Here is a 25,937-nt window from a genome sequence, read left to right on the forward strand (position 1 = left end):
AATAAACCTATCTACTCTGACTTTTGTATTTTGCTTCGTTGGCTCGAACTTATTTTGGAGCCATACGGATGGCGCCATCCAGACGAATCACTTCACCGTTCAGATAGCTATTTTCGAAGATATGACCTACTACCTGGGCAAACTCCTGAGGTTTGGCCAGACGTGGTGGAAATGGAACCATCTGCCCCAGAGCATCCTGTACATTTTGCGGCATGCCTTTCAGCATTGGGGTTTCCATAATGCCGGGTGCAATGGTCATGACACGAATCGCTTCACGTGCCAGCTCACGCGCGAGTGGCAGCGTCATCGCAACGACTGCACCTTTAGACGCAGAATAAGCTGTCTGACCAATCTGACCATCAAAGGCTGCAACTGAAGCCGTATTCACGATTACACCGCGCTCCTCTTCATCGGTTTGCAGCTCATACTTCGCGATTAAAGCCGCTGCAAAACGAAGCATATTGAATGTGCCACTTACATTGATATTCAACACTTTCTGGAACATCGCCAGTTCATGGATTCCATTGCGGCCCAGTACCTTGGCAGAAGGTGCAATACCAGCACAGTTCACCAAGCCATTGAGTTGGCCATACTGATTTTCAACATGATTAAAGAAAGCTTCAACCGCCTGCTCATCCGTTACATCCAGTTGAACAAATTCAGCCTGCTCACCCAGTTGCTGTTGTAAAGCATTGCCCTGTTCCTGGTTCATATCGACCAGAATCACTTTTGCACCCTGTTCTACCAGATGAGTCGCTGTGGCTGCACCCAGACCTGATGCACCACCAGTTACCACAATCACTTTTCCCTGAATTTTCATGTTAATGTCCTGTTCCTATTTTTATGACAAGCTACGACTTAATAGGCAGAGTAAACAGAGATTTTATTCTGTACAATTTCCAAATGTTGCATCTTGATTGATGCATTTGGACAATAAAAAAGGGATATCTGACTGGCTATGCAATTACCAGCCTTGGAATATAGTAAGGGAACCATTTCAATTGATCTGGTTCATGAAGCACTGCTGAATGCCAAAGCACAGCATTATGATATTGCTGCGATTCTAACTAAGGCCTCAATTCCCTTAGAGATTCTTCATTCCGCTAAAGCACGGGTGTCAGTGGCGCAGTATGCCGCGCTATGGACTGCACTTGCCGATAGCATGAATGACGAATTTTTTGGCATGGACAGCCATCCAATGCGCCGTGGCAGTTTCAAACTCTTGTCAAAAATGCTGTTACAGACCGATACGCTGGAAAAAGCTCTGCAGCAAATCCTGCAATTTTTTAATCTGATTCTGGATGATCTGCACAGCACACTGATGGTCGAAGAAAACTTTGCCTATATCGTGATCTATGATCAGAACCAGACCAAGCGCATGTTTAGTTATGCAACCTATCTAATGCTGATTCATACCCTGCTATGCTGGTTAAGCGGACAGCGGGTTTTACTTAATCAGATTCAACTGAAATGTGCCGCACCACTCGATGATTTTGATTATAAAGTCCGTTTTTGTGAGCAGATTGAATATCAGGCCAGTGAAAACTATATCCAGTTTGATGCAGCCTATTTGCAGCTCCCAGTAAAACAGGATCAAACCTCCTGGTATCAGTTTATTCAACAGACTCCGCATAACCTACTAGTTCGCTTTAAAAATCCTTATGCGCTAAGTGCACAGATCCGCAAACAGCTTTTAAAAGTACCTCCGGCTGAATGGCTTGAACTGAATGAGCTTGCTTTGAAAATGAATATGTCTGAAGCCACCATGCAACGGCGTCTTAAAAATGAAGGTGTGACTTATCAACAGCTCAAAAATGAGATTCGTCGTGATACAGCCATTGAACTATTAACCCGTACGGATCAAAGTTTGCAGGACATCAGTGATCAGCTTAACTTCCAGGAAGTCAGTGCTTTTCATCGTGCCTTTAAAAAATGGACAGGGGTTAGTCCAGGTGCCTATAGACAAAATATTACTAGATAATTTATATTTAATAAGACTTAAAAACGATTAAAATTTAGCATATAAATTTAAATTTATATTTTCTCAACAGTTATATTTTTCAAGGCTTACAGCCCAAAAATAGAAGACTGAACGGTCATCCATAATGCTTTGCATTCCCTATTAATATAGTTTATTTTTCAATCAATTTTTAGTGCTTCACTTTTGGCTGTACTCCCTTTCCCTCTTTCCTTGTTGAAGGTATTTTCCATGTTAAAGATGACTGATGTTCTTGGACAAAATCTTGTTCAAAACTTCGCCCAGGCTTTAGTTTCTTCGACCGATCTTAATGCAGAGCAATTGAATCAAGGCATCTTGAATGCGTCTGATTCTGCCCTCAAAGATGCTATTGTGCACTTCTTTAACCAGATTGATGCCACTGAAGCTGCGAAATCGCTTGAAATTCCGGCTGAGCGCATCGTTGCATTACAACAAGGTATTGCACTGAAAGATGAACAATATCTTGCTGATACTGCCAAAGTCGTGGCTCTTTGCCTGGCAATGGAAACTGGTAGCCTGGATCAAGTCGAGGTTTATGACTGTCTGCAAGACTACCCAATGTAAGCTATCCAGATTGATAAAATAGTGACTCAAAAAGCGATGCTAATGCATCGCTTTTTTTATGGCACTCGTTATTTATAAAACTTACTACTGCAAAGACGAATGATTAAAAAAACAGCTTATCAATTTACGCCATACCATTTTTAAAATTTTATCTAAGCAAAACCTTTCTATTCTTTATTTAATAAATTCAAATAAAAACAAATACCTATATTTAAAGCTGTTAATTATTTCATTTTTTGATTTGATTATCTTTTTTTCTTTTTTGTGTGCTTATCGATTTATCGATATGAATGTAAAAAATTTAATTCAAGTTTGATTTGATTATCTTTTTTTCTTTTTTGTGTGCTTATCGATTTATCGATATGAATGTAAAAAATTTAATTCAAGATTGAGATATTCATGAAAAAAACATTAAGAACTTCGGGTCTGACTTTACTCGGTCTTTCTATTTCTTTCTTTACCGGCTTGGCTAACGCAGCGATTCCATCTGAATTAAAATTGGATTATGCCTATTACGCACCGACCAGTCTGGTGGTTAAAGAACAGAAACTGCTAGAAAAAGCTTTGCCAAAAACCAAGATTAAATGGGTATTTAGCCAAGGCAGTAACCGCTCACTCGAATATCTAAATAGCGGTAGCACAGATTTTGCTTCTACTGCAGGTTTAGCGGCAGTGCTTAGCCGCGCCAATGGTAGCCCGATTAAAACAGTTTATATCCAGAGCCAGCCTGAATGGACAGCACTGGTCGTTAATAAAGATTCAAATATCAAATCTCTGAAAGATTTGAAAGGTAAAAAGATTGCTGCCACTAAAGGTACAGATCCTTTCTTATTTACTTTACAAGCCTTAGATACGATTGGTTTGGGCAAACGCGATGTAGAGCTCGTTCATTTACAGCATCCGGATGGTAAGACTGCGTTAGAGCGTAAACAGGTCGATGCCTGGGCAGGCCTTGATCCTTTAATGGCATCTGCGCAGGCACAGTCAGGTGCCAAATTACTGTATCGCAATGTCAGTTTTAATTCTTATAGCGTACTGAGCGTAAAAGACCAGTTTGCCAAATCCAGTCCGGAAGCGATTGAAGCAGTGATTAAAGCTTATGAACAGGCACGTCAATGGGCGAAAGCCAATCCCGACAAATTGGCTGAATTACTGGCACGTGAAGCCAAGCTTCCGATTGAAGTCGCCAAGCTTCAACTCAGCCGTACTAATCTGGATCAGAATATTCCAACCACCAAACATACCGGGGCATTACAAAAAGCTGGTCGTATCCTGACGGAAGAAGAACTGGTTCGTAAAGGAACCAATGTCAATCAGGTCGTGACTCAATTATTTGATGCCCGCTATGCTAAAAAGGTTGCAACTAAGTAATGGCTATACCGAAAAGCATCTCGGAACAGTTGAGCGTGGAAGAACAGCCAAAATCCGCTGTGCTACCACGCAGCATTTCGCTGATCAAAGCCCTCACCCTGCCTGTTATTTTTATCGTATTGGTAGAAATACTGGTCCGTAATGGCGTAATCGAACCTTATCTGTTGCCTGCACCGAGTAGCCTGTTTCAGTCCTTTACTGAACTGGCTGAGGGCGATTTATGGCAACACATCTGGACCAGTAGCTGGCGGGTTTTTCTTGGCTTTGGGATTGGTAGTGGATTGGGACTGATCTTTGCGATCCTGGTTGGGCTAAACAGACATGCAGAAGATTTTCTGGAACCAACGTTTTCTGCAATTAAATCCATTCCGAGTCTGGCTTGGATTCCGTTACTTTTACTTTGGTTAGGGATTGATGAATCTTCTAAAATCACCTTGATCGCAATTGGTGCCTTCTTCCCGACATATACCAATACTGTGGCAGCGATTCAGGGTGTGGATCGTAAACTGCTTGAAGTCGCGAAAGTCTATCGCCTGAAATACTGGCAACAGGTTCAGCAGATTGTATTGCCTGCTGCCTCACCGGGAATATTGACTGGCTTAAGGAATAGCCTGAGTTTATCCTGGATGTTTATGATTGCAGCTGAATTGATTGCTGCCACTCAAGGGATTGGTTATCTGCTCAGTGATGGTCGTGAAACTTCACGTCCGGATATTGTGATTATCCTGTTAGCAGTCCTAGGCAAAATCACCGATAGCATTATGAATTGTTCGAAACCCGCTTACTACGCTGGCGGGATGTGATTAAAAAGTCATAATTTATTGAATAAAAGAATTAAAAAAGCGACCTATCCAGGTCGCTTTTTTATTATATCAAGCTTTAAAAATTAATGTGGCCACTGACCTAAAGTTACCCGGTCATTTCCGCCATAATCTTTCACTGTACGGACCTGTTTATAGCCAGCTTGAGTAAACAGATGGCGGACCGCATCGCCCTGATCATAGCCGTGCTCAAGCACAACCCAGCCATTTACGGTTAGATGCTTTTTAGCTTGCTGAATAATCATCTCAATATCAGCCAGACCATTTTTGTCTGAAACCAGCGCACGTTCCGGCTCAGTCGCCAGATCAGGCATATGCTCATCGTCTGCATCAATATACGGTGGATTAGATACAATCGCATCAAAGAACTGCCGACCAAATGGTTTTAGCCAGGAACCAAGCACAAACTGCACCTGATCTAAATCATGCTGTTCCGCATTATATTTCGCAACTTCCAGTGTGGGTTCATAAATATCCGAAGCGGTAACAGACCAGTTAGGGCGCTCAGACGCCAGTGACAAGGCAATGGCACCGGTACCAGTTCCCAAGTCAACAACTCGTGCATCTTCCGGCAGGTCTAATTTCAGGACTGTTTCGACCAGCACTTCGGTATCCGGGCGTGGTACTAGCGTATCTTTAGTGACTTTTAGATCCAAAGTCCAGAACGGTTGTGAACCTGTGACATAGGCCAATGGCTCACCTGCAGCAATCCTCGCCAGGCTTTCGACATAGGCCTGTTCCTGTTCAGGCGTTAACTGCTGGTCTTTTTTCATTACCAGATCAAAAGCATCAATCTTGGTAATGTGTTCCAACAGCCAGGCATTTTCCTGACGTTCATAACTTTCAGGTTCACCACGTAAAGCCAGTGCTTCTTGAATGTTCATTAGCCACCATTCTGCTGTGCAAGCATGGCCAACTGATCGGCCTGATATTCACGATGCAGACTGTCTAATAGCTCAGTCAGATCACCTTCCATCACGGCATCCAGCTTATATAAAGTCAGGTTAATACGGTGATCGGTCATACGACCTTGTGGATAGTTATAGGTGCGAATACGTTCTGAACGGTCACCCGAACCGACCAGGTCACGGCGCATTTCAGAAGTCGCTGCATCTGCTGCGGCACGTTTGGCATTTTCCAGACGTGAAACCAATAAAGCCATCGCTTTGGCTTTGTTTTTATGCTGTGAACGTTCATCCTGACATTCCACCACAGTACCGGTTGGAATGTGCGTAATACGCACCGCAGAGTCAGTTTTGTTAATGTGCTGACCACCGGCACCTGATGCACGGTAAGTATCGATACGCAAGTCAGCCGGGTTGATGTCGACTGAAGTATCTACATCCACTTCTGGAAGAATTGCTACAGTACATGCTGAGGTATGTACACGACCTTGCGATTCTGTTGCAGGCACACGTTGTACACGATGCGCACCACTTTCAAATTTCAGGCGACCATAAACGCCTTCACCATTCACCAGGCAGATGACTTCTTTATAGCCACCGTGCTCACCTTCATTTTCAGACAGGATTTCAATACGCCAGCCTTGAGATTCCGCATATTTGCTATACATACGGAACAAATCACCCGAGAAGATTGCCGCTTCATCACCACCGGTTCCGGCACGGATTTCCAAATAAGCAGAGTTGGCATCATTCGGATCTTTTGGAATCATCAGGATATTCAAATCAGCCTCAAGCTGTTCGATCAGGGCTTTATTTTCCTTAATCTCTTCCTGAGCCATTTCCTTAAAGTCAGGATCAGACAGCATAGCTTGCGCAGTTTCAATATCTTCTTCAGCCTGTTTGTACTTGGTCCAAACGCTGGTAATCTCGGTTAAATCATTATGCTCACGTGATAACTGGCGAAAACGCTTGTTGTCCGAAATCACTTCAACATCTGCCAATAACGCAGTCAGTTCTTCATGACGGTCAGAGAGTTGGTCTAATCGTAAACGTAACGATTCTTTCATTTTCTAAAAAATCTCAAACATAAGGCTGTGCCTAAACAGTGATTTAGCACAGCGAAATCAAAAAATTGCGCCTAGTTTAACGATTCTCTGGGTCAATGAACATCATTATTCAGTAAGTCATTGCTTAGATGCAGCGATGTCACCGCCATTTGTTAACAAATATAAATAAAATCTTCAGTTTTGGATTTTTTCTGCTCAATTCGATCCTTATTTATTTCTCATTTTACAAATTGGCAAATAAACACATTAAATATGGAGGTAGATCTTCACATTCTTTTGGGCATGATTTGTTACATTTTCTGCGTCGAAACACACTAACATATGAAAGTCCTATCAGGGACACGGAGTTACAACATGAAACTCAATGCAATTTTACTGAGTGCTGCAATGGCTGCTGGCTCAATGATGACAGTGAGTGCGCATGCAGACAGTACTGCACGTGTGGCAGCAGCAAGTGCTTTAGGTAGCGTTGCTGGTACTGCACTGGGCAAAAACATGGGGGGCAACACTGGCGCAACAATTGGTGCTGCATTAGGTGGTGCAGGTGGTGCTGCTGTTGCAAGTAACAAGAAAAACCGTACCTCATCTGCAATTGGTGGTGCTTTAGGTGGTGGTGCTGGTTATACCGTAGGTAAAAACATGGGCGGTTCTAATGGCGGCTATATCGGTTCAGCACTCGGTGCTGCGGGTGGTGCAGCATTAGGTAATAAAATTTCTAAAGATAAAGCAGCCGATCGTGCCAAAGCGAATCGTGCTAAACACTGGAAAAAACGTCACCGTTAATTTCTTGCCCTTAGGCTCTTTAAATTCGACGCTACATTTAACATTAAAAGCACCTGTTTGGGTGCTTTTTTTATTGTATGTTCAACACATCCAAATTCATGTAATACATCAAATTATCAGAACTAGATCATGAATAAATTAAGGAGATAAAAATCACAATTCGCCAACACTGCCTCCATGCTATTTGACGGTTGCTAGATTAAATTTATCTCATCAACAAATACAGCTAGATATATAAAAGGTGTACTCATGAATTACAAATCTCTAATGATCGCTGTCGTAGCAACCTCAGCCATGGGTATGACAGCCGCCAATGCCGGAAATACAACGAATACGGCTTTAGCTTCTGCTTTGGGTGGTGTCGTTGGTGCCGCAGTGGGCAATAAAATGGGTGGTACAACTGGTGCAACAATCGGTTCTGCGATTGGCGGTGGTGCTGGTGCCGCAGTAGCAGCGAATAAACGTGACCGTAATGGTGCGATTATCGGCGGTGCTTTAGGTGGTGGTGCCGGTTATGCCGTAGGTAAAAACATGGCGGGTTCTAATGGCGGCTTAATTGGTGCTGCATTAGGTTCTGCTGGTGGTTCTGCCCTTGGTAAAAAAGTCAGCGAAGACCGTCGTTATGATGACCGTTATGACCGTCGCTATAGTTCAAAAAACTATCGTACTAGCAACTACCGTTATAACCACCGTCGCTAAGATTTCCTCTAATCACTTTTCCTCCTTGAATAAGCATCTTCGGATGCTTATTTTTTTGCCTGTTATTTTGGTTTACATATATATCGATTTTTTTCGATATACAAATACAATGCAAAGTCGTATGCTCTTAGTCATGTTTATTCAAGAGTAATATTATGCGTACGCTTACCGATATCCAGTTCTCTATTCTCGAACTGGTTCCAGTTCGTGACGATAAGACCATTCAATTCTCCCTGCAACATGCGTTGGAACTGGCCCAGACCGCAGAACGTCTAGGTTATAGCCGGATGTGGCTGGCCGAGCATCATAATATGGATGGTATTGCCAGCTCAGCGACTGCCGTTCTCTTAGGCTATTTACTGGCAAATACCAATAGCATCAAACTTGGCTCTGGCGGCATTATGTTGCCAAACCATGCACCCTTGGTAGTAGCAGAACAGTTCGGTACATTAGCGACTTTATATCCAGATCGTATTGAGCTGGGTCTAGGCCGTGCTCCTGGTACCGATCAAATGACCATGCGTGCTTTACGTCGTGGCCGTCAGGAAACTGAAGATCAGTTCCCGCAGGATGTTTTAGAAATTCTGCAATACTTTAAAGATCCGATTCCAGGCCAACGCATTGTGGCAACTCCAGGCCAAAGCACACACGTACCTGTGTGGTTATTAGGTTCGAGCCTGTTTAGCGCACAACTGGCAGCAAAACTTGGTCTACCCTATTCTTTTGCATCTCACTTTGCTCCGCGTATGCTTGGTCAAGCGATTCAATTGTATCGGGACAATTTCGAACCGTCTGAATATCTGGATCGTCCTTATGTTTCTATGGGCGTACCGACTTGTGTCGCAGATACAGATAAAGAAGCTGAATATCTGGCAACAAGTGCTTACCAGCGTGTCCTTGCCCTGATTCGCGGTCAAAGCCTGAAATTGAAAGCGCCGATTGATTCTATGGAAGGACTCTGGTCACCACCTGAAAAAATGTCTGTCGACAATTTCTTTGCCATGGCGCAAGTGGGTTCCAAAGAAACTGTTAAAGCCGGTTTGGAAGCACTCATAGCAAAATATGATGTAGATGAGTTTATCTTCACCTGTGACATCTATGACACAGAGAAACGTCTGCATAATTTTGAATTGCTGATGCAGATCAAAAACGGGCAATAATGCTGTCTTGCTTTGCCTAATTTATTCTGATCTATATACCCACTCTTAGGAATGGGTATATTTTTTAAAACTTTGTTTGAAAATTTTAAGTCTCCAAATAGATAAATCCATGTCTAAGATGGATCTCCTGCGCTTTAATACATCTATGTCTCATTAAAAATACAATAGAAAAAAGAATGACTGTCTAAGTTAAATTTTGAACTTTACCGCTCTAGGGCTTTTGTTAATATCTATAACAAAGCAAATAAGACCAATTATTAAATAATTTCAAGGAAAAACAATGTCTACCAAGCAGGATGCACACACGGGTATATTTGAGAATCGTCCCGAAAATTTCCAGCATTTTACTGGCATTAAAATGCCCTCTTCCCAGCTCGCTGAACTTGACTGTGCCGGAAAAGATATTGCGATTATCGGTACGGATCAATTTACCGTAAGCCAGCTCAACAAGATTAGCCAGCAAGCTCACTCAGTAAAAGTTTTTCAGATTAATCCGCAATTTGTATTGCCAGGTACTGAACGTGGTTTGCAGCGGTTATTAAATCACCCCTTAATCATTAAAAATCGACGCCTATTTAATAACCGCATTAAAAGCATTTTATCATTACGTTATCTGGAAAATCAGGTACAAAATTTATGGCTCAGACGCCAGCTCATGCCAAATCTTGCAGCCGCATCCAAAGTTTATCTTAAATCAGATCACTATTATGCTGCTCTGCAACGTGAAAATTGCCAGCTGATTACCTGGCCTATTGCAAAAATTTCCGAAAATAGTATTCATTGTATTAATGGAGATGAACATCAGGTTGAGCTAATTGTGCATACTTTTCAATCAGCAAGTTAATCTGTTTTTAGCACATAAGATTAAAAATTCGGAGTGTATTTGGAAAAATTTAGCTCTGCAAAATTGAATTTTTGATTTCATTGAATAGCAAAAAAGTTTAAAAAACAATCACTACATTTTTTATTAAAATATTGAATATTTCAACAACTTATAATATTCATATTTTATTTCTATGAAAGCAGTATTTTTATTAATTTTTATCTATAAATCAGAGCCAAACTGAAGTCTGGCTCTGAATTCTTTTTAGCCAATTCTACGTTTTAGTCCTGTCATCTGTAAGACACGCGTTGAGATTTCTTCAATCGACATTTCCGAAACATTCAGGTACTTTATCCCTTCCGAAATATAGATGCCTTCAATTGCACGCAGTTCCATCTGACACTGGCTAAAGCTGGCATAACGGCTGTTGGCCTTACGTTCTGTACGAATTGCAACCAGACGTTCTGCATCAATCATCAAGCCAAAAAGCTTGTTTTTATGCGGTCTTAGCACTGCTGGCAGGCGGTTATCGTCCAGATCTTCTTCAGTTAGCGGATAGTTCGCTACACGAATTCCAAATTGCAGAGACAAATAAATTGAGGTTGGAGTCTTACCGGAACGCGATACGCCAATCAGGATCAGATCAGCCTTATCATAGTGACGCGTACGCGCACCATCATCATTGTCGAGCGCAAAATGTACGGCATCAATACGTGCCTTATAAGACTCAGAATCGGTCACCGCATGGGTCTGACCGACTAAAGTCGTAGGTTCAGTACCAAGCTCTTCTGATAATTTACTGATAAGCCCTTCAAAAACATCAAGATTTACTGCATTTGCTGTATTAATGATTTCACGCACATAGGGATCCACCAACGTATCGAAAACCAAAGGTTTTTGACCGTCTTTTTGGGCACGTTCATTGATCTCTGTGACCACATTCATGGCCGCTTCTTCAGAGCTAATATAAGGGATAATATGAATGTCAAAATCCACATGCGGAAACTGCGCTAACAGTGAGTGGCCAAGGGTTTCAGCAGTAATGGCAGTACCATCGGAAATAAAAAACACACTCCGCTGAATTTGTTTACCTTCTGACATTAAAATTCTCCTCAAACATTTGTCTTAGTACTATATAATCTTTATAGTAAACCGATCTTACATGACTGTCGCTTAGTAAAATCAAAAACCTAGAAGATTTGCTATACTCTCATGCCAAGATAGTGATTAATACTGCAAAAGTGGAGTAACAACTTTGGAAGCGCGCGTAATTGGTCTAGAAAAATTAGGGAAGCACGATGTTGAGCTTGTAGGTGGGAAAAACTCATCTCTGGGCGAAATGATCAGCCACTTATCTAATGCTGGTGTATCAGTACCAGGTGGCTTCGCAACAACAGCTGCTGCTTATCGTGAATTTCTCGAGCAAAGTGGCCTAAACGCTAAAATCAATGCAGAGCTTGCTGCACTTAACGTTGATGACGTCAATGCACTTGCTGAAACTGGTGCAAAGATTCGTCAATGGATTGTGGAAACTCCACTTACTGCTGAACTGGAAAAGGAAATTCGTGCAGCTTTTGCAGAACTTTCAAACGGCAACCCTGACATCGCGGTTGCCGTTCGTTCATCTGCGACTGCAGAAGACTTACCTGATGCTTCTTTCGCAGGTCAGCAAGAAACCTTCCTGAACATTCGTGGTATCGATAACGTTCTGATCGCGATCAAAGAAGTGTTTGCATCTTTGTACAATGACCGCGCGATCTCTTACCGTGTACACCAAAACTTTGCGCATGACGTGGTTGCTCTTTCTGCAGGCGTACAACGTATGGTTCGCTCAGAAACTGGCGCAGCTGGTGTGATGTTCACGCTGGATACTGAATCAGGCTTCCGTGATGCAGTATTCATTACAGCTTCTTATGGCTTGGGTGAAATGGTAGTTCAGGGTGCAGTAAACCCGGATGAATTCTATATTTCAAAACCGCTTCTAAATGCAGGCAAACACGCTGTACTGCGCCGTAACTTAGGTTCTAAACACCAGAAAATGATTTATGGTGAAGAAGCCGCTGCGGGTAAATCAGTTGTTGTAGTTGATGTAGAAAAAGCGGATCGTCAACAATTTGCATTGAACGATCATGAACTGCAAGAATTGGCTAAGCAAGCACTGATCATTGAAAACCACTACGGTTCTCCAATGGACATCGAGTGGGCGAAAGACGGTGATGACGGCAAAATCTACATCGTTCAGGCGCGTCCTGAAACTGTGAAGAGCCGTGAAAATGTCGGCACGATGGAACGCTACCTGTTAAAACAACGTGGTACTGTAATCTGTGAAGGCCGTTCAATCGGTCAACGTATCGGTTCTGGTAAAGTCCGCATCGTAACTTCAATTAAAGAAATGGACAAAGTACAAGACGGTGATGTACTTGTATCTGATATGACTGACCCGGATTGGGAACCAGTAATGAAACGTGCTGCAGCGATTGTAACTAACCGTGGTGGTCGTACTTGTCACGCTGCAATCATTGCACGTGAGCTTGGTGTTCCAGCTATCGTAGGTTGTGGTAATGCAACCGAAGTCCTGGTTGACGGTCAGGAAGTAACTGTATCTTGTGCTGAAGGTGATACTGGTTTCATCTACGAAGGTGCATTGGATTTCGAAATCCAAACCAACTCTATCGAATCTATGCCAAAACTTCCGTTCAAAATCATGATGAACGTAGGTAACCCGGATCGTGCATTTGACTTCGCACAAATTCCGAACGAAGGTATTGGTCTTGCTCGTCTAGAGTTCATCATCAACCGTATGATCGGCGTGCATCCTAAAGCATTATTGAACATCGATAGTCTGCCACGTGAAACTCGTGCTGCTGTACTTGCCCGTACTGCAGGTTATGCATCTCCAATCGAATTCTATGTAGAAAAACTGGTTGAAGGTATCTCTACTCTTGCTGCTGCGTTCGCTGACAAACCAGTGATCGTACGTATGTCTGACTTCAAGTCAAACGAATACGCTAACCTGATCGGCGGTAAACTGTACGAACCTGAAGAAGAAAACCCAATGTTGGGCTTCCGTGGTGCAAGCCGTTATGTATCTGACAACTTCCGTGACTGCTTCGAACTTGAATGCCGTGCACTGAAAAAAGTTCGTGACGAAATGGGCCTGACTAATGTTCAAATCATGATCCCGTTCGTACGTACTGTTGCTGAAGCTAAACGTGTTATTGAGCTATTAGGTCAAAACGGTCTGAAACGTGGTGAAAATGGTCTTAAAGTGATCATGATGTGTGAATTGCCAACTAACGCTTTGTTAGCTGAACAGTTCCTTGAACACTTCGATGGTTTCTCTATCGGTTCAAACGACTTGACTCAATTAACACTTGGTCTGGACCGTGACTCTGGTATTGTTTCTCACTTGTTTGATGAACGTGATCCAGCAGTAAAAGCGCTTCTTTCTATGGCCATCCATGCTTGCCGTAAAGCAGGCAAATATGTAGGTATCTGTGGCCAAGGTCCTTCTGACCACCCAGATCTTGCACAATGGCTGATGGAACAAGGTATTGAATCTGTATCTCTTAACCCAGACTCAGTATTGGATACCTGGTTCTTCCTGTCTGAAGAGAAAGCTCAAAAGGCTTAATTCACTCTATAAGAAAAGACCCTTTCATAGGGTCTTTTTTTATGTTCTCAATATTACCTAGATACTGTCTTAATCACATTTATAGTTAAGCGGTTAATCATATGTTTTTTGATTTAGCTGAAATCAAATTATTTATATAAGCATAAGCTTCTTAGTGTAATGACAAACAAATACCAACAAACACCATGATAAAAAATTGCATAATTAAATTTAAGTGAATTTTCACATCTTGATAGCAAAATCATCAATCCTTGCTACACTGTCTCAATTATGGAGGAATTTGGTGATGAACGTTCTTGAAAATCCTAAACTTATCCATATATTACACTTATATTCTTTTATTTGTTTTCAGCCTGAAAATACTTAAACTCCTAGTTCAATTTTTGTCTAAATTTATATTTTTGAGATTCAGTTTATATGCAGATTTACTTGGCACGAAATAATCAACAAGCTGGCCCATATACGCTCGAGCAATTAAATCAGATGCTTGCCAACCAACAGGTACTTCTGACTGATTTGGCTTGGCATCAAGGTATGACCGAATGGAAAGCTTTAGGTGAACTCACCCAAGGGAAACTGATCTATCAGCCTGAAGGCTATGTAGCACCAAAAACGCCAGCGACACCAGTCTATCAGGCTCCACAGAACACAAATGAGTCAAGTACAGACCATCTTCGTGCCCGCAGTTCTCAAAATGTTGCAGCAAAAAAAGAACTGGCGAGTATTCCAAGCCGTATTTTAGCCAAGATTGTGGATCTGCTTTTATGGCTGCCTGCGACGTTTATTTTGACCGCATTTTTTACTCCTGAACAGGAAACCCAGTTTGCACAACTGAATCAGGAGTTCATGAATGTGATGTTAAGTAGTGATGCTGACCCTGCTTTGGCACAGCAACTACAGACTCAGATGTTTGACATGTTTTCACAGCAGGCCTGGATTGCGACTGCAATTTACCTGGTGATCATGCTCGCTATTCAGGCCTTTTTAATTGCCAAATCAGGTCAAAGTATTGGTAAAAAACTGACTAAAATTAAGATCGTAGATGCCGAGACTGGTGAAAAAACCAGCTTGATGCGTGCCTTCACTATTCGCAGTGTGTTCTTTATTTTCCTGAATATTATCTTCATGCCACTCAGCACAATTATTGACTGGGCGTTCGGTTTAGGGCAAAAACGTCAAACCGTGCACGATAAACTGGCAAAAACCCAAGTCGTTAAACAATAATTAGTTCTGCCATAAAATGGGATGTTTTGGCATCCCATTTTCCTACATAACTTTGAAATTACAATAAAATTCCTATAAATATTCTTGAAACCCGACCAACAAAATCAGTTTTTATTACAGTCATTTAAAGCACCTTTATATATAGCTTAGTTTGGCAATATCAGGCATAATGCCCTACAACGTAGCGGTGTATTATGATTAGAAGGGTGTTTTGTAAAAAAACGGCCTCTTTTATCATGCGACACTTTAATCGCTATCCCATATTAAATTAGGGAATGGGACTCTTCACCGAGGTTGTAAAATGAGACAAACGATTTTAGCTGTATTGTCTTTATCAACGATGGCTGCACTTTTAACAGGGTGTGGTGGTGATCTAGTACTTCTGAACTCTAAGGGTCCAGTTGCTGAAGGCCAAAGTAGCCTGATGATGACTGCGATTTACTTAATGCTATTGGTGGTAATTCCATCAATTATCATGGCATTATGGTTCGGTTGGAAATATCGCGCATCGAATAAAGACGCAGACTATAAACCTACATGGGCACACTCTACTGCGATTGAAATTGTAGTTTGGGGTATCCCTGTCATTATTATTGGTATTTTAGCTTGGTTAACTTGGTGGGGTTCCCACAAGTACGACCCATACCGCCCACTTGAGGCAGATAAAGCACCATTAACAGTTCAGGTTATTGCTGAACAGTTCAAATGGATCTTCATCTACCCAGAACAAAACATTGCGACTGTAAACGAAATTCGCTTCCCAGAGAAAACTCCGGTAAGTCTTCGTTTGACTTCTAACTTCACGATGAACTCATTCTTCATCCCTGCGTTAAGTGGTCAGATCTATGCAATGGCGGGTATGCAAACTCACCTGAACTTAATGGCAGACGAAACTAGCCCAGCTGAAGGCTACCGCGGTTTCTCTTCTAACTATTCAGGCTATGGCTTCTCACAAATGCGCTTCCGTGCACATGCTGTGACTGATGCTCAGTTTGCTGAATGGGTAGCTGCAGTTAAAGCAGGTAACGGTACTTCAGTAAATCCAGAAGCAGTTCAAAAAACTGTTTTAGACCAAGCTGAATTTGCAAGCTTGCGTGACGGTAACCGTGGTAAACACCAAATCGAAGCGATTATTGCAAAAGCTACGACTCCTGAAGAGAAGGCTGCTGCTGAAGCAATGAAGCCTTACCCAACTAAGCCACATCCAGTGACTTACTACTCTTCTGTTGAGCAAGGTTTGTTTGAATCTGTGATCAATAACTACATGAGTAACTATCACGGTGCTGATCACTCAGCGTCTTCTGTTGCTCACCAGGAAGCAGCTGCTTCTGAAGCACATGTAGATGTTGAACATGCGACTGCTTCTCAAGGAGAATAATTCATGAGCTTCTTAGGTAAGTTAGGTCCAGATGCAATTCCGTACGATCCAATCGTACTGGTAACTGTTGCAATGATGATCTTAGGTGGTATCGCAGTTGTTGCAGGTATTACCTACTTCAAAAAATGGGGCTACCTGTGGAACGAATGGTTCACATCTGTAGACCATAAAAAAATTGGTATCATGTATATCTTTGTATCAGTGATCATGCTGGTACGTGGTTTCGCCGATGCGATTATGATGCGTCTTCAGCAGTTCCTTGCAAAAGGTGGCGGCGAAGGCTACTTGCACCCAGAACACTATGACCAGATCTTCACCGCACACGGTGTGATCATGATCTTCTTCGTGGCAATGGGTCTTGTTGTTGGCTTAATGAACATCTCTGTACCGCTTCAAATCGGTGCACGTGACGTTGCATTCCCATTATTGAACTCTTTAAGCTTCTGGCTGTTCGCTGGTGCTGCGGGTCTGATGATGGCTTCACTTGCGATTGGTGAATTCGCTGCGACTGGTTGGATGGCTTATCCTCCACTATCAGGCATTGAATACTCTCCTGGCGTCGGTGTGGATTACTACATCTGGGCACTGCAGATTTCAGGTCTGGGTACGCTATTAACGGGTGTTAACTTCTTCGTTACCATCATCAAAATGCGTGCGCCTGGCATGAAACTGATGGAAATGCCAATCTTTACCTGGACATCTTTATGTACAGCAGTATTGATTATCGCAGCATTCCCAGTGTTGACTGCTACTATTGCAATGCTGTCTCTTGACCGTTACTTCGGCTTCCACTTCTTCACAAACGAGCTAGGCGGTAGCCCAATGCTTTATGTGAACTTGATTTGGACTTGGGGTCACCCAGAAGTATACATTCTGGTATTGCCAGCATTTGGTATTTACTCTGAAGTTGTATCGACTTTCGCTCGTAAAGCATTGTTCGGTTATAAATCAATGGTGTATGCAACAGTTGCAATTACAGTATTGTCATTCGTTGTATGGGTTCACCACTTCTTTACCATGGGTGCAGGTGCCAACGTTAACGCGTTCTTCGGTATCATGACCATGATTATTGCGATTCCTACTGGTGTGAAAATCTTCTCTTGGTTGTTCACCATGTACAAGGGTCGTATCGTTTACACTACCCCAATGCTATGGACACTTGGCTTCCTTGTGACTTTTGGTATCGGTGGTTTAACAGGTGTATTGATGGCAGTTCCACCAGCGGACTTCCTGGTACACAACTCTTTATTCCTGATCGCTCACTTCCATAACGTAATTATTGGTGGTGTAGTATTCGCGATGTTCGCGGGTATCATCTTCTACTGGCCGAAAATGTTTGGTTGGAGACTGAATGAGACTTGGGGTAAAGCAGCATTCTGGTTCTGGTTCTTCGGTTTCTACTTTGCATTCATGCCACTTTATATCCTTGGTTTCATGGGTATGACTCGTCGTCTGAATACATTTGATAACCCAGACTGGGATCCGTATGTAAACATCGCAATGTTCGGTGCAGTTCTTGTAGCACTTGGTATTGTATGTTTCATCATGCAAATCGTTGTTGGTTTCCTACAACGCGATCAACGTCTAGATTTGACTGGCGATCCATGGGATGGTCGTACGCTTGAATGGGCTACATCTTCTCCTGCTCCGTTCTATAACTTTGCTCATCTTCCAAAGATCAATGGTATTGATACTTTCTGGATCGAGAAAGAAAACGGTGTTGCTTATGCAAAACCTACGAAGTACGAAGATATCCATATGCCGACTAACCGTGCTGCTGGTTTCATTATCGCAATGTTCATTACTGTTATGGGCTTCGCGTTAATCTGGCACATCTGGTGGTTAGTAGCGGTTACTTTCGTAGCAGCTATCATCAGCTTCATCGTGTCCTCTTTCACCAAGAAAGTGGATTACTATGTTCCTGCTGCTGAAGTTGAGCGTATTGAAGGTGAACGTTATGCGATCCTTGAAAAACACTTGAAGAAGGACTAAGACCATGGCTGAAGTACTTCATCACGATAACCACGGACACGATGAGCATCATCATCACGATGATACTGACATCACTGTCTTTGGTTTCTGGACTTACTTGATGAGTGACCTTATCCTTTTCGGTACACTCTTCATTGCATTCGCTGTTTTAAGTAGCCACGTTCCATTAGGCACTCCAAGCGCGCGTGATCTGTTTGGTGATTCATTAGGCTTCGTTTTAACTGAAACGTTTGCCCTCTTGATCTCTTCCGTAACTTTTGGTTTTGCCGTTCTAGCTGCCTACAAGAAAAACGTTAGTCAGGTTCTTACCTGGTTAGCGATCACTTGGTTATTTGGTGCTGCCTTCATCGGTATGGAACTTTATGAGTTCAATCATTTAGTTCATGCTGGTCATGGCCCTAGCACTTCTGCGTTCCTGTCTTCGTTCTTTACGCTGGTAGGTACGCACGGTATCCACGTGACTTCAGGTTTGGTATGGATGATCGTGTTAATGATTCAAATCAAGAAATATGGTTTGACTCTGCCTAACACTCGTCGTCTTGCGTGCCTAAGCTTGTTCTGGCACTTCCTTGACATCGTATGGATCTGTGTATTCAGCGTAGTTTACTTGATGGGAGTTCTATAATGAGTCATGATCATAACGCTGCTGGCGAATCACACGGTAACATGAAGCAATATACTGTTGGCTTCATCCTGTCTGTTGTCCTTACTGTAATTCCATTCGGTATGGTCATGGCAGGTGGTTTTAGCCGCGGTATCTTGATTACTGCTATTGCAATTACTGCGGTTGCTCAGATTCTTGTGCAATTAATTTACTTCTTGCACATGAACTCTTCTTCAGAGCAACGCTGGAACGTAATTGCATTTGTGTATACCATCTTAACCATCGCTATTCTTTTAGTGGGTTCTGTATGGATCATGAACTACCTACACTACAACATGATGATCTAAACTGGTTGTCATGCTGAAAAAGTATTTATTCCTGACTAAGCCAGGAATTCTCTTCGGTAACTTTGTTACCACTTTGGGTGGCTACTTCGTAGCCACTCAAGGTTCTGTAGATTTCCTTCTCCTGCTTCTTACTCTTATTGGTACTACTCTCGTAGTGGCATCAGGATGCGTGGTCAATAACGTTATTGATCAGGACATCGACCAAAAAATGCAGCGCACGCAAAATCGCGCACTTGTCAAAAAAACTATTTCTGTACCTGTTGCTCTCACCTTTGCTTTTGTACTGGGTGTGATCGGTTTTGGCATTTTATGGTTCTGGGTAAATGCATACGCTTTCCTATTCGCAGTTATTGGTTTTGTCGTATACGTTGGTTTTTACAGCTTATGGACAAAACGAACAACTATTCACCAAACACTGGTAGGCAGTATTTCTGGTGCAGCACCGCCTGTGATCGGTTATACCGCAGTTGCAAGCCAGTTTGACCTGGGTGCCCTTTTAATTTTTCTAGGGTATGCACTCTGGCAAATGCCCCATTCATGGGGAATTGCAGTCTATCGTTTTGAAGATTACAAAAATGCAGGCATTCCAATTCTGCCTGTCGCACGTTCAATTCGACGTACCAAGATCGAATCTTTGATCTACGTGATATTGTTCGGAATTACCATGAATGCTCTATTTGTTTATGGTTATGCAAACTGGATCTATCTGGTGGTATTAAATCTGATGACGCTTTACTGGATCTATCTCAGTATTCAAGGCTTTAAAGCTGAAGATGATCAGGCATGGGCAAAACAGTATTTCATGTTCTCGGTCAAACTGATTACCGTGATCAGTATTATTTTCAGTTTTACTTCTACTGCCCCGCAGAATCCAATCATATTCTTTTAAGAAGATAGAGTTTTACTCTATCTTTTTTATTTCTCTTGCTAAATAAATAATTCCCTTAAAGCCAACTTAAAGTTACTGGTTTCTTCTAGAAATTTAACTCTTGTAAATTTTTCATTTGTTTCCGTACCTGCTTAAACATTCATCATCCGGCAAGATTTGCTTGTATTTCAGCCCCAAAACCACTAAACTTCACGCTTCGCATATTATGCGACACAACCAAGGTTGTGACTCCTTGCTTCAATTTCACTTAAATTGGGGCTGTTTAAACCGTAAGGAGCTGACAATGCGTCACTACGAAATCGTACTATTGGTACATCCAGACCAAAGCGATCAAGTTGTGGGTATGGTAGAACGTTACCTGACTCACATCAAAGAAGCTGAAGGTCAAATCCACCGTCTTGAAGACTGGGGCCGTCGTCAATTGGCTTACCCAATCAACAAGATCCACAAAGCTCACTACATTCTGATGAATGTTGAGTGTGGTCAAACTACTCTTGATGAGCTAGAAGAATTGTTCCGTTATAACGATGCAATCATTCGTAGCCTTATCATCCGTCGTGAAAACGCTATCACTGAAGAGTCACTATTGGCTAAGAGTGCTGAAGAAAAACGTGCGCGTAAAGCTCAACGTGAAGAAGCACAACAAGCTCAAGACTCTGCTGAAGCATAAGGAGAACCTAACATGGCACGTTTTTACCGTCGTCGCAAGTTCTGCCGCTTTACAGCTGAGAACGTTACGTACATCGACTACAAAGATATCGACACTTTAAAACAGTACATCACTGAAAACGGCAAGATTGTTCCTAGCCGTATTACAGGTACTAAAGCTCGTTACCAACGTCAGCTAGCACTTGCTATCAAACAAGCTCGCTACTTGTCTTTGATCCCTTACACTGACAATCATAAGTGAGGTTGAGCTGTGGATATTATCTTATTACAACGCATTAAAAACCTTGGTAAACTTGGTGATAAAGTTTCAGTTAAAGCTGGTTACGGCCGTAACTACTTGATCCCTCAAGGTAAAGCAGTTGCAGCTACTGAAGCTAACACTGCTGCTTTTGAAGCTCGTCGTGCTGAACTTGAGAAACAAGAAGCTGAAGTATTAGCTGCTGCTCAAGCACGTGCTGACCAATTGAACGAAGTAAACATCGTAATCACTGCGAAAGCTGGTGATGAAGGTAAACTGTTCGGTTCAATCGGTACGCGTGACATCGCTGACGCGTTGACAAATGCTGGTCTTACAGTTGACCGTGCTGAAGTTCGTCTTCCAAATGGCGCGCTTCGCAACACTGGTGAATTCAACATCGCAATCCAATTGCACCATGATGTTGCTGCAGAAGTTCTGGTTACTATCGTAGCTGAGTAATTTCTCACCGAAAAAAGGGCATGCTTTGGCATGCTCTTTTTTTATCTCTAAAAAATATAATCTGCTCAACAGTAGAAAATTCAATTTATTCTTCGCGTTCACAAAAAATTGCACTTCGCATTTTGGATCAGACCGCGTATCATTTCATCTCGTAGTGAATAAACCTTATTCATCTCCGACAATATTTAACCATTGTATTTAAAATCAGGGATTTATATGTCACAGGCGAATGCCAGCAAAAAGGCACCTACCGCTAAACCAGAAATTGTTGCTGATACCCAACTTAAGGAGTTCCGTACTCCCCCGCACAATTTAGCGATTGAACAGGCTGTACTTGCTGCCCTTATGACTGTGGCTGAATCTTTTGAACAAGTCGGCGATGTACTTACCGAAAATGATTTTTATGCGACCCGGCATAAATATATCTTCCGTGCCATTGAACAGCTTTCTAAGGAAAACTCGCCTTATGATGCAGTACTGGTTCATGACTGGCTGATCAAGCAGAACTTACTCGATGCGGTCGGTGGTGAAGAATATTTAATGCAGCTGATGGCTGATTCGCCTTCGAGTTTCTATAACCTGGAAACCTATGCCGGCAAAATTAAAGAGTTCTCTACTTTACGTAGCATGATCAAGGTCAGCTCTGAAATTTTACAGAATGCCTATGACACTAAAGGCCGTCCGGTGAGTGAAATTCTAGATCTGGCTGAAACTAATATTTTCTCGATTGCCGAACAACATAATAACAATGCCAAGGCTCAAGGCCCAAAAGCCATTAATACCGTTGTCGCAGACGTATTCGATAAGCTAAATGAACTTTCTCAGCTTGAAGGTTCAATTACCGGTCTGACCACCGGTTTCGTGGAACTGGACAATAAAACTTCCGGTATGCAGGCTGGCGACCTGATTATTGTCGCAGCCCGTCCTTCTATGGGTAAAACCACCTTTGCCATGAACCTGGTCGAAAGCGTGCTGTTTAACAACAACCTCCCTGCACTGGTCTATTCGATGGAAATGCCAGCGGATTCGATTGCGATGCGTTTGATTTCCTCTTTCGGCCGCGTGCATCAAGGTCACTTGCGTGCTGGTAAAATGGACAGTGATGAATGGTCAAAAGTGACTAGTACCATTGTGCATTTACAGGAAAAGCATCTTTATATCGATGATTCCTCTGCACTACCACCGACTGAGGTTCGTGCGCGTGCGCGTCGTATTGCCAAAATGCATGGCGGTAAGCTCGGTTGTATCATGGTCGATTATCTTCAATTGATGAAAGTACCGGGTATGGGTGATAACCGTGTAGGCGAGATCTCGGAAATTTCTCGAAGCTTAAAAGCCTTGGCCAAAGAGATGCAATGTCCAGTCATTGCCTTATCACAGTTGAACCGTTCTCTAGAAAACCGTCCCAACAAACGCCCGGTGATGTCTGACCTTCGTGAATCTGGTGCGATCGAACAGGATGCCGACTTGATCATGTTTATTTACCGTGACGAGGTTTATAACAAGGAATCGAAAGAAGCCGGCACTGCCGAGATTATTATCGGTAAACAGCGTAATGGTCCAATTGGTACCGTACGTCTGGCATTTGAAGGTCAATATACCCGTTTCAGTAACCTCTCTCCTGAGTTCTATGCCCAGTATGATGATGAAGAGTAAGTATTCAAGTTTGATCTGAGTGTAGAAAAGAGGCCGAAATGGTCTCTTTTTTATTTAGAATGCTTGCTGTGCATGAAATTATATAAATGAGCATGTCCATTTATAGTAGATAGGTCTACAATATTCACAATTTTGAAATGACCGCTTTTGTTTTCACAATCCTGTTATTTCTCTCCCTGTTTTGTGTGTTCCACACGATATTATTTTTGTCATCCCGCAGGAGTATCTAGGGTGCGCCAAGCTACAGTTTATATTGACAGTGAAGCACTGCAATATAATTTAAACCGTGTCAAACAACTTGCCCCAACCGCTAAAATCGTCAGCATGGTCAAAGCCAATGCTTACGGACATGGAATTAAAGACTGCTTAGCAGCCTTAAAAGATAGTGATGCCTTTGGTGTCGCCTGTCTGGAAGAAGCCCTGGAAATTCGTGAACTCGGCTACCAGCAACCCATTACCCTAATCGAAGGCATTTTCTCTGCAGATGAAATGCAGGTTGTGATCGATCAGAATATTGAAGTCATTGTGCATCATCAGCCACAACTGGACTGGTTACTGGCAAATAAAGAAGCCTATATTGCGAAAGGCCTAAAAGTTTGGGTAAAACTCAACAGCGGTATGAACCGTCTTGGTTTTAAAATTGATGTGATTAAAGATGTGATCAATCAATTAAAAGCAGAAGGTTTTACCTGCGTGCTGGCGATGCACTTTGCCAATGCTGATGCGGAACATCCTCTCAATGAACAGCAAATCCAGCAGTTCTTGGAAGTGAAGAATGACTGCGCACCTTTAATGGGTTCTTGCTGTAACTCAGCTGCGATCTATAAATATCCAGAATTGCATTTTGACTTTGTTCGTCCGGGCATCATGCTCTACGGCGCGACTCCATTTGCAGACAAGACTGTACATGATCTAGATCTAAAACCAGTCATGACTTTTACCGCTGAAGTGATTGCATTGAATAATATCAAACCTGGTGAACATGTCGGTTATGGTTCAACTTTTACTGCTGACAAAGACATGACCTTGGCCATTGTTTCTATCGGTTATGGTGACGGTTATCCACGTGCTTTCCCAAAACAGAACCATGTAGCGATTAATGGTCAGCAAACCCGTGTGATTGGCCGTGTGGCAATGGACATGATTGCCATTGATGCAACTGGTCTCAATCTGGAATTGGGTACTGAAGTCGAACTATGGGGCAAATCCCGTCTGGTCGATGATGTGGCTGAAGCCAATGGCACCATTGGTTATGAATTGCTTTGCCGTATGTCTGCCCGCCCGGTACGCAAACTGGTTTAAAGAAAAACTAGCCAAAAATAAAAAAGCCCAATATAAATTGGGCTTTTTTATAAAGTCAGCATTTAAGCCGATTTTTGCTCTTCATTTTCGATTAATGACAGTTCAAATAGTAAGGCATCTACTTGTTCCTGGTTAAAATCGCATGGTGTAAAAACTTCAAATCCCATCTCTTGGCAGAATTGTTGAATGGAACTGCGTTTAGAAATGTATTTCATCGACCAGTCGCCAAAAGTACGCTGCTCAATCTCTTTGGTTTCAAATAGTTTAATATTTTTATGGCGTGAATCTTTAGATAGTCTCTCTGTCAGTAAAGCTTTTAAAATCAGACATTCACCTTCCAGGCACTGGAAAAAATGTCCATCAGCAAAATAAAGCACCCCTGTTATTTGATTAGGATGATTAAAATCACGTGCTTCTTTAAGGATATCCGTTAAATCTTGAAGTAAGTCGGCTTTGGACGAGGTACTTTCACTGGCGTAACAAAATTGGTACATGCGGCTAACCTCTATTCTTATCTATGCAATATCGTATAGAAGTTAGCACTGTATACTAAACGGTCAATTTTTACTAATTCTTATAAGAAAAACTTATTTTCATTTTTATAAATATTATAAGAAATAATCATTCGATGGTGTAGGTAATTCCGCCAAGCCTTTCTTTAAAGTTTCTGACCACTGTCGACTGATATCAGTAAAATACTCATCGTCTTCGGCAATACGTTTACCTTTCGGCATCATTAAGCTGTCTTTTTTATAGACGAGTACATCTAGCGGCATACCGACAGATACATTTGAACGTAAGGTAGAAGCAAAAGAAATCAGAGAACAACGTAATGCCTCATCGAGTGGCATCTCATAGGTCAAGGCACGATCCAGAATCGGCTTACCATATTTACTTTCACCAATCTGGAAATATGGTGTATCCCGTGTCGCACAAATAAAATTACCTTGCGGGTAGATATGATAAAGCTGCATTTCCTGATTTTTAATCTGGCCGCCGACCAAGAAATTACAATAGTAAGTACTTTGTTCTAAACTATCATCCGTCACATTGGCAATTACTTTTTTGAGCGTATTACCCACCAGTTCCGCGACATCAAACATGGTCGGTAAACTCAGGATATTCGGTTCCTGCCTGAGCTCCAGCTGATTTCTGATATGTCCGATCACTGCCTGTGTTGTTGCCAGGTTTCCGGAGGCCTGGAGTACGATAACGCGTTCCCCATCTACCCCAAAGGTATATAATTTTCGAAATACCGAAATGTGATCCACACCAGCATTGGTACGTGTATCACTGATAAATAGCATACCTTGCTCTAAACGAAGGGCACAACAATACGTCATTTTTTGTCCT

25 protein-coding genes and 1 pseudogene are annotated in these 25,937 nt (G+C 42.3%); 20 read left to right on the forward strand and 6 right to left on the reverse strand.

What is annotated here, in order from left to right; translation table 11 throughout:
- Nucleotides 1–49: 49 nt before the first annotated feature.
- Nucleotides 50–820 carry a 3-hydroxyacyl-CoA dehydrogenase gene (locus FTU46_RS01845; RefSeq protein ID WP_180104228.1) on the reverse strand — a complete coding sequence of 257 codons (771 nt, stop codon included), beginning with the start codon at nucleotides 818–820 and terminating at the stop codon, nucleotides 50–52.
- Between the two features lie 138 nt (nucleotides 821–958).
- On the opposite strand from FTU46_RS01845, the gene FTU46_RS01850 reads away from it, so the two are divergent.
- From FTU46_RS01850 to FTU46_RS01865, 4 genes and pseudogenes are all read left to right on the forward strand, one after another.
- Nucleotides 959–1,981 (forward strand): AraC family transcriptional regulator, encoded by a 1,023-nt coding sequence (locus FTU46_RS01850; protein ID WP_180104229.1) that lies wholly within the window; start codon nucleotides 959–961, stop codon nucleotides 1,979–1,981.
- 228 nt (nucleotides 1,982–2,209) lie between these two features.
- Nucleotides 2,210–2,563: a hypothetical protein gene (locus FTU46_RS01855; RefSeq protein ID WP_004783846.1), complete on the forward strand. Its 354-nt coding sequence runs from the start codon at nucleotides 2,210–2,212 to the stop codon at nucleotides 2,561–2,563.
- 399 nt (nucleotides 2,564–2,962) lie between these two features.
- A complete protein-coding gene (locus FTU46_RS01860) occupies nucleotides 2,963–3,934 on the forward strand; it encodes an aliphatic sulfonate ABC transporter substrate-binding protein (RefSeq protein ID WP_180018571.1) in 972 nt (323 codons plus the stop codon).
- Nucleotides 3,934–4,751, forward strand: a pseudogene (locus FTU46_RS01865) (ABC transporter permease). The gene FTU46_RS01860 and the pseudogene FTU46_RS01865 overlap by 1 nt, the downstream one beginning before the upstream one ends.
- Before the next feature lie 69 nt (nucleotides 4,752–4,820).
- On the opposite strand, the gene prmC reads toward FTU46_RS01865, so the two are convergent.
- Both prmC and prfA read right to left on the reverse strand, forming a co-directional pair.
- Complete coding sequence (gene prmC, locus FTU46_RS01870) at nucleotides 4,821–5,639, reverse strand: peptide chain release factor N(5)-glutamine methyltransferase (protein WP_180104230.1); 819 nt, start codon at nucleotides 5,637–5,639, stop codon at nucleotides 4,821–4,823.
- Nucleotides 5,639–6,727: a peptide chain release factor 1 gene (prfA, locus tag FTU46_RS01875; protein ID WP_004783856.1), complete on the reverse strand. Its 1,089-nt coding sequence runs from the start codon at nucleotides 6,725–6,727 to the stop codon at nucleotides 5,639–5,641. The genes prmC and prfA overlap by 1 nt, the downstream gene beginning before the upstream one ends.
- A gap of 354 nt (nucleotides 6,728–7,081) precedes the next feature.
- Here prfA and FTU46_RS01880 point away from each other — a divergent pair, with 354 nt between their 5' ends.
- From FTU46_RS01880 to FTU46_RS01895, 4 genes are all read left to right on the forward strand, one after another.
- Complete coding sequence (locus tag FTU46_RS01880; protein ID WP_034171622.1) at nucleotides 7,082–7,510, forward strand: glycine zipper domain-containing protein; 429 nt, start codon at nucleotides 7,082–7,084, stop codon at nucleotides 7,508–7,510.
- 249 nt (nucleotides 7,511–7,759) lie between these two features.
- Nucleotides 7,760–8,209: a hypothetical protein gene (locus tag FTU46_RS01885; RefSeq protein ID WP_004783858.1), complete on the forward strand. Its 450-nt coding sequence runs from the start codon at nucleotides 7,760–7,762 to the stop codon at nucleotides 8,207–8,209.
- Between the two features lie 155 nt (nucleotides 8,210–8,364).
- The gene (locus FTU46_RS01890; protein WP_180104231.1) at nucleotides 8,365–9,369 is read left to right on the forward strand and encodes an LLM class flavin-dependent oxidoreductase; all 1,005 of its coding nucleotides are present in this window, start codon (nucleotides 8,365–8,367) and stop codon (nucleotides 9,367–9,369) included.
- Nucleotides 9,370–9,649: 280 nt separating this feature from the next.
- Nucleotides 9,650–10,213: a flavoprotein gene (locus FTU46_RS01895; protein ID WP_180017546.1), complete on the forward strand. Its 564-nt coding sequence runs from the start codon at nucleotides 9,650–9,652 to the stop codon at nucleotides 10,211–10,213.
- Between the two features lie 243 nt (nucleotides 10,214–10,456).
- On the opposite strand, the gene FTU46_RS01900 is transcribed toward FTU46_RS01895, so the two are convergent.
- Complete coding sequence (locus FTU46_RS01900) at nucleotides 10,457–11,293, reverse strand: pyruvate, water dikinase regulatory protein (RefSeq protein WP_166134959.1); 837 nt, start codon at nucleotides 11,291–11,293, stop codon at nucleotides 10,457–10,459.
- 154 nt (nucleotides 11,294–11,447) lie between these two features.
- On the opposite strand from FTU46_RS01900, the gene ppsA reads away from it, so the two are divergent.
- The 12 genes from ppsA (at nucleotide 11,448) to alr (ending at nucleotide 24,584) form a co-directional block, all read left to right on the forward strand.
- The gene (ppsA, locus tag FTU46_RS01905; RefSeq protein WP_004783865.1) at nucleotides 11,448–13,826 is read left to right on the forward strand and encodes a phosphoenolpyruvate synthase; all 2,379 of its coding nucleotides are present in this window, start codon (nucleotides 11,448–11,450) and stop codon (nucleotides 13,824–13,826) included.
- A 417-nt stretch (nucleotides 13,827–14,243) separates the two neighbouring features.
- On the forward strand, nucleotides 14,244–15,050 hold the full coding sequence (locus FTU46_RS01910; protein WP_180104232.1) for an RDD family protein: 807 nt from the start codon (nucleotides 14,244–14,246) through the stop codon (nucleotides 15,048–15,050).
- A 301-nt stretch (nucleotides 15,051–15,351) separates the two neighbouring features.
- Nucleotides 15,352–16,428 (forward strand): ubiquinol oxidase subunit II, encoded by a 1,077-nt coding sequence (cyoA, locus tag FTU46_RS01915; protein WP_005236020.1) that lies wholly within the window; start codon nucleotides 15,352–15,354, stop codon nucleotides 16,426–16,428.
- 3 nt (nucleotides 16,429–16,431) lie between these two features.
- Nucleotides 16,432–18,420, forward strand: a complete 1,989-nt coding sequence (cyoB, locus tag FTU46_RS01920) for a cytochrome o ubiquinol oxidase subunit I (RefSeq protein WP_166134966.1) — start codon at nucleotides 16,432–16,434, stop codon at nucleotides 18,418–18,420.
- Nucleotides 18,421–18,424: 4 nt separating this feature from the next.
- The gene (gene cyoC, locus FTU46_RS01925; protein ID WP_166134969.1) at nucleotides 18,425–19,045 is read left to right on the forward strand and encodes a cytochrome o ubiquinol oxidase subunit III; all 621 of its coding nucleotides are present in this window, start codon (nucleotides 18,425–18,427) and stop codon (nucleotides 19,043–19,045) included.
- On the forward strand, nucleotides 19,042–19,371 hold the full coding sequence (locus FTU46_RS01930) for a cytochrome o ubiquinol oxidase subunit IV (RefSeq protein ID WP_171064814.1): 330 nt from the start codon (nucleotides 19,042–19,044) through the stop codon (nucleotides 19,369–19,371). Before cyoC ends, FTU46_RS01930 begins: the two co-directional genes overlap by 4 nt.
- Nucleotides 19,372–19,381: 10 nt before the next feature.
- On the forward strand, nucleotides 19,382–20,260 hold the full coding sequence (gene cyoE / locus FTU46_RS01935) for a heme o synthase (RefSeq protein ID WP_166134971.1): 879 nt from the start codon (nucleotides 19,382–19,384) through the stop codon (nucleotides 20,258–20,260).
- A gap of 283 nt (nucleotides 20,261–20,543) precedes the next feature.
- Nucleotides 20,544–20,930, forward strand: coding sequence for a 30S ribosomal protein S6 (gene rpsF / locus FTU46_RS01940; protein WP_004696436.1), 387 nt, complete (start codon nucleotides 20,544–20,546; stop codon nucleotides 20,928–20,930).
- Between the two features lie 12 nt (nucleotides 20,931–20,942).
- Entirely contained in the window at nucleotides 20,943–21,170 is a 228-nt protein-coding gene (rpsR, locus tag FTU46_RS01945; RefSeq protein ID WP_004278792.1) for a 30S ribosomal protein S18, read from the forward strand.
- Nucleotides 21,171–21,179: 9 nt separating this feature from the next.
- Nucleotides 21,180–21,626, forward strand: coding sequence for a 50S ribosomal protein L9 (rplI, locus tag FTU46_RS01950; protein ID WP_004783880.1), 447 nt, complete (start codon nucleotides 21,180–21,182; stop codon nucleotides 21,624–21,626).
- Nucleotides 21,627–21,842: 216 nt separating this feature from the next.
- Entirely contained in the window at nucleotides 21,843–23,282 is a 1,440-nt protein-coding gene (gene dnaB / locus FTU46_RS01955; protein WP_004783882.1) for a replicative DNA helicase, read from the forward strand.
- A gap of 231 nt (nucleotides 23,283–23,513) precedes the next feature.
- Nucleotides 23,514–24,584, forward strand: a complete 1,071-nt coding sequence (gene alr / locus FTU46_RS01960; protein ID WP_179992464.1) for an alanine racemase — start codon at nucleotides 23,514–23,516, stop codon at nucleotides 24,582–24,584.
- 62 nt (nucleotides 24,585–24,646) lie between these two features.
- On the opposite strand, the gene FTU46_RS01965 is transcribed toward alr, so the two are convergent.
- Nucleotides 24,647–25,078: a BLUF domain-containing protein gene (locus FTU46_RS01965; RefSeq protein WP_180104233.1), complete on the reverse strand. Its 432-nt coding sequence runs from the start codon at nucleotides 25,076–25,078 to the stop codon at nucleotides 24,647–24,649.
- 114 nt (nucleotides 25,079–25,192) lie between these two features.
- A complete protein-coding gene (locus FTU46_RS01970; protein ID WP_180002230.1) occupies nucleotides 25,193–25,927 on the reverse strand; it encodes a proteasome-type protease in 735 nt (244 codons plus the stop codon).
- Nucleotides 25,928–25,937: the final 10 nt, after the last annotated feature.

Origin of the sequence: Acinetobacter sp. YH12108 (genome assembly GCF_013419055.1) — a bacterium.
In the GTDB taxonomy this organism is placed as follows: Bacteria; Pseudomonadota; Gammaproteobacteria; order Pseudomonadales; family Moraxellaceae; genus Acinetobacter.

What these genes read in the sequence shown, in the direction of transcription:
- FTU46_RS01845 (WP_180104228.1), bottom strand. Translation starts at nt 820, where the DNA reads ATGAAAATTCAGGGAAAAGTGATTGTGGTAACTGGTGGTGCATCAGGT.
- FTU46_RS01850 (WP_180104229.1), top strand. Translation starts at nt 959, where the DNA reads ATGCAATTACCAGCCTTGGAATATAGTAAGGGAACCATTTCAATTGAT.
- FTU46_RS01855 (WP_004783846.1), top strand. Translation starts at nt 2,210, where the DNA reads ATGTTAAAGATGACTGATGTTCTTGGACAAAATCTTGTTCAAAACTTC.
- FTU46_RS01860 (WP_180018571.1), top strand. Translation starts at nt 2,963, where the DNA reads ATGAAAAAAACATTAAGAACTTCGGGTCTGACTTTACTCGGTCTTTCT.
- prmC (WP_180104230.1), bottom strand. Translation starts at nt 5,639, where the DNA reads ATGAACATTCAAGAAGCACTGGCTTTACGTGGTGAACCTGAAAGTTAT.
- prfA (WP_004783856.1), bottom strand. Translation starts at nt 6,727, where the DNA reads ATGAAAGAATCGTTACGTTTACGATTAGACCAACTCTCTGACCGTCAT.
- FTU46_RS01880 (WP_034171622.1), top strand. Translation starts at nt 7,082, where the DNA reads ATGAAACTCAATGCAATTTTACTGAGTGCTGCAATGGCTGCTGGCTCA.
- FTU46_RS01885 (WP_004783858.1), top strand. Translation starts at nt 7,760, where the DNA reads ATGAATTACAAATCTCTAATGATCGCTGTCGTAGCAACCTCAGCCATG.
- FTU46_RS01890 (WP_180104231.1), top strand. Translation starts at nt 8,365, where the DNA reads ATGCGTACGCTTACCGATATCCAGTTCTCTATTCTCGAACTGGTTCCA.
- FTU46_RS01895 (WP_180017546.1), top strand. Translation starts at nt 9,650, where the DNA reads ATGTCTACCAAGCAGGATGCACACACGGGTATATTTGAGAATCGTCCC.
- FTU46_RS01900 (WP_166134959.1), bottom strand. Translation starts at nt 11,293, where the DNA reads ATGTCAGAAGGTAAACAAATTCAGCGGAGTGTGTTTTTTATTTCCGAT.
- FTU46_RS01910 (WP_180104232.1), top strand. Translation starts at nt 14,244, where the DNA reads ATGCAGATTTACTTGGCACGAAATAATCAACAAGCTGGCCCATATACG.
- cyoA (WP_005236020.1), top strand. Translation starts at nt 15,352, where the DNA reads ATGAGACAAACGATTTTAGCTGTATTGTCTTTATCAACGATGGCTGCA.
- cyoB (WP_166134966.1), top strand. Translation starts at nt 16,432, where the DNA reads ATGAGCTTCTTAGGTAAGTTAGGTCCAGATGCAATTCCGTACGATCCA.
- cyoC (WP_166134969.1), top strand. Translation starts at nt 18,425, where the DNA reads ATGGCTGAAGTACTTCATCACGATAACCACGGACACGATGAGCATCAT.
- cyoE (WP_166134971.1), top strand. Translation starts at nt 19,382, where the DNA reads ATGCTGAAAAAGTATTTATTCCTGACTAAGCCAGGAATTCTCTTCGGT.
- rpsF (WP_004696436.1), top strand. Translation starts at nt 20,544, where the DNA reads ATGCGTCACTACGAAATCGTACTATTGGTACATCCAGACCAAAGCGAT.
- rpsR (WP_004278792.1), top strand. Translation starts at nt 20,943, where the DNA reads ATGGCACGTTTTTACCGTCGTCGCAAGTTCTGCCGCTTTACAGCTGAG.
- dnaB (WP_004783882.1), top strand. Translation starts at nt 21,843, where the DNA reads ATGTCACAGGCGAATGCCAGCAAAAAGGCACCTACCGCTAAACCAGAA.
- FTU46_RS01965 (WP_180104233.1), bottom strand. Translation starts at nt 25,078, where the DNA reads ATGTACCAATTTTGTTACGCCAGTGAAAGTACCTCGTCCAAAGCCGAC.
- FTU46_RS01970 (WP_180002230.1), bottom strand. Translation starts at nt 25,927, where the DNA reads ATGACGTATTGTTGTGCCCTTCGTTTAGAGCAAGGTATGCTATTTATC.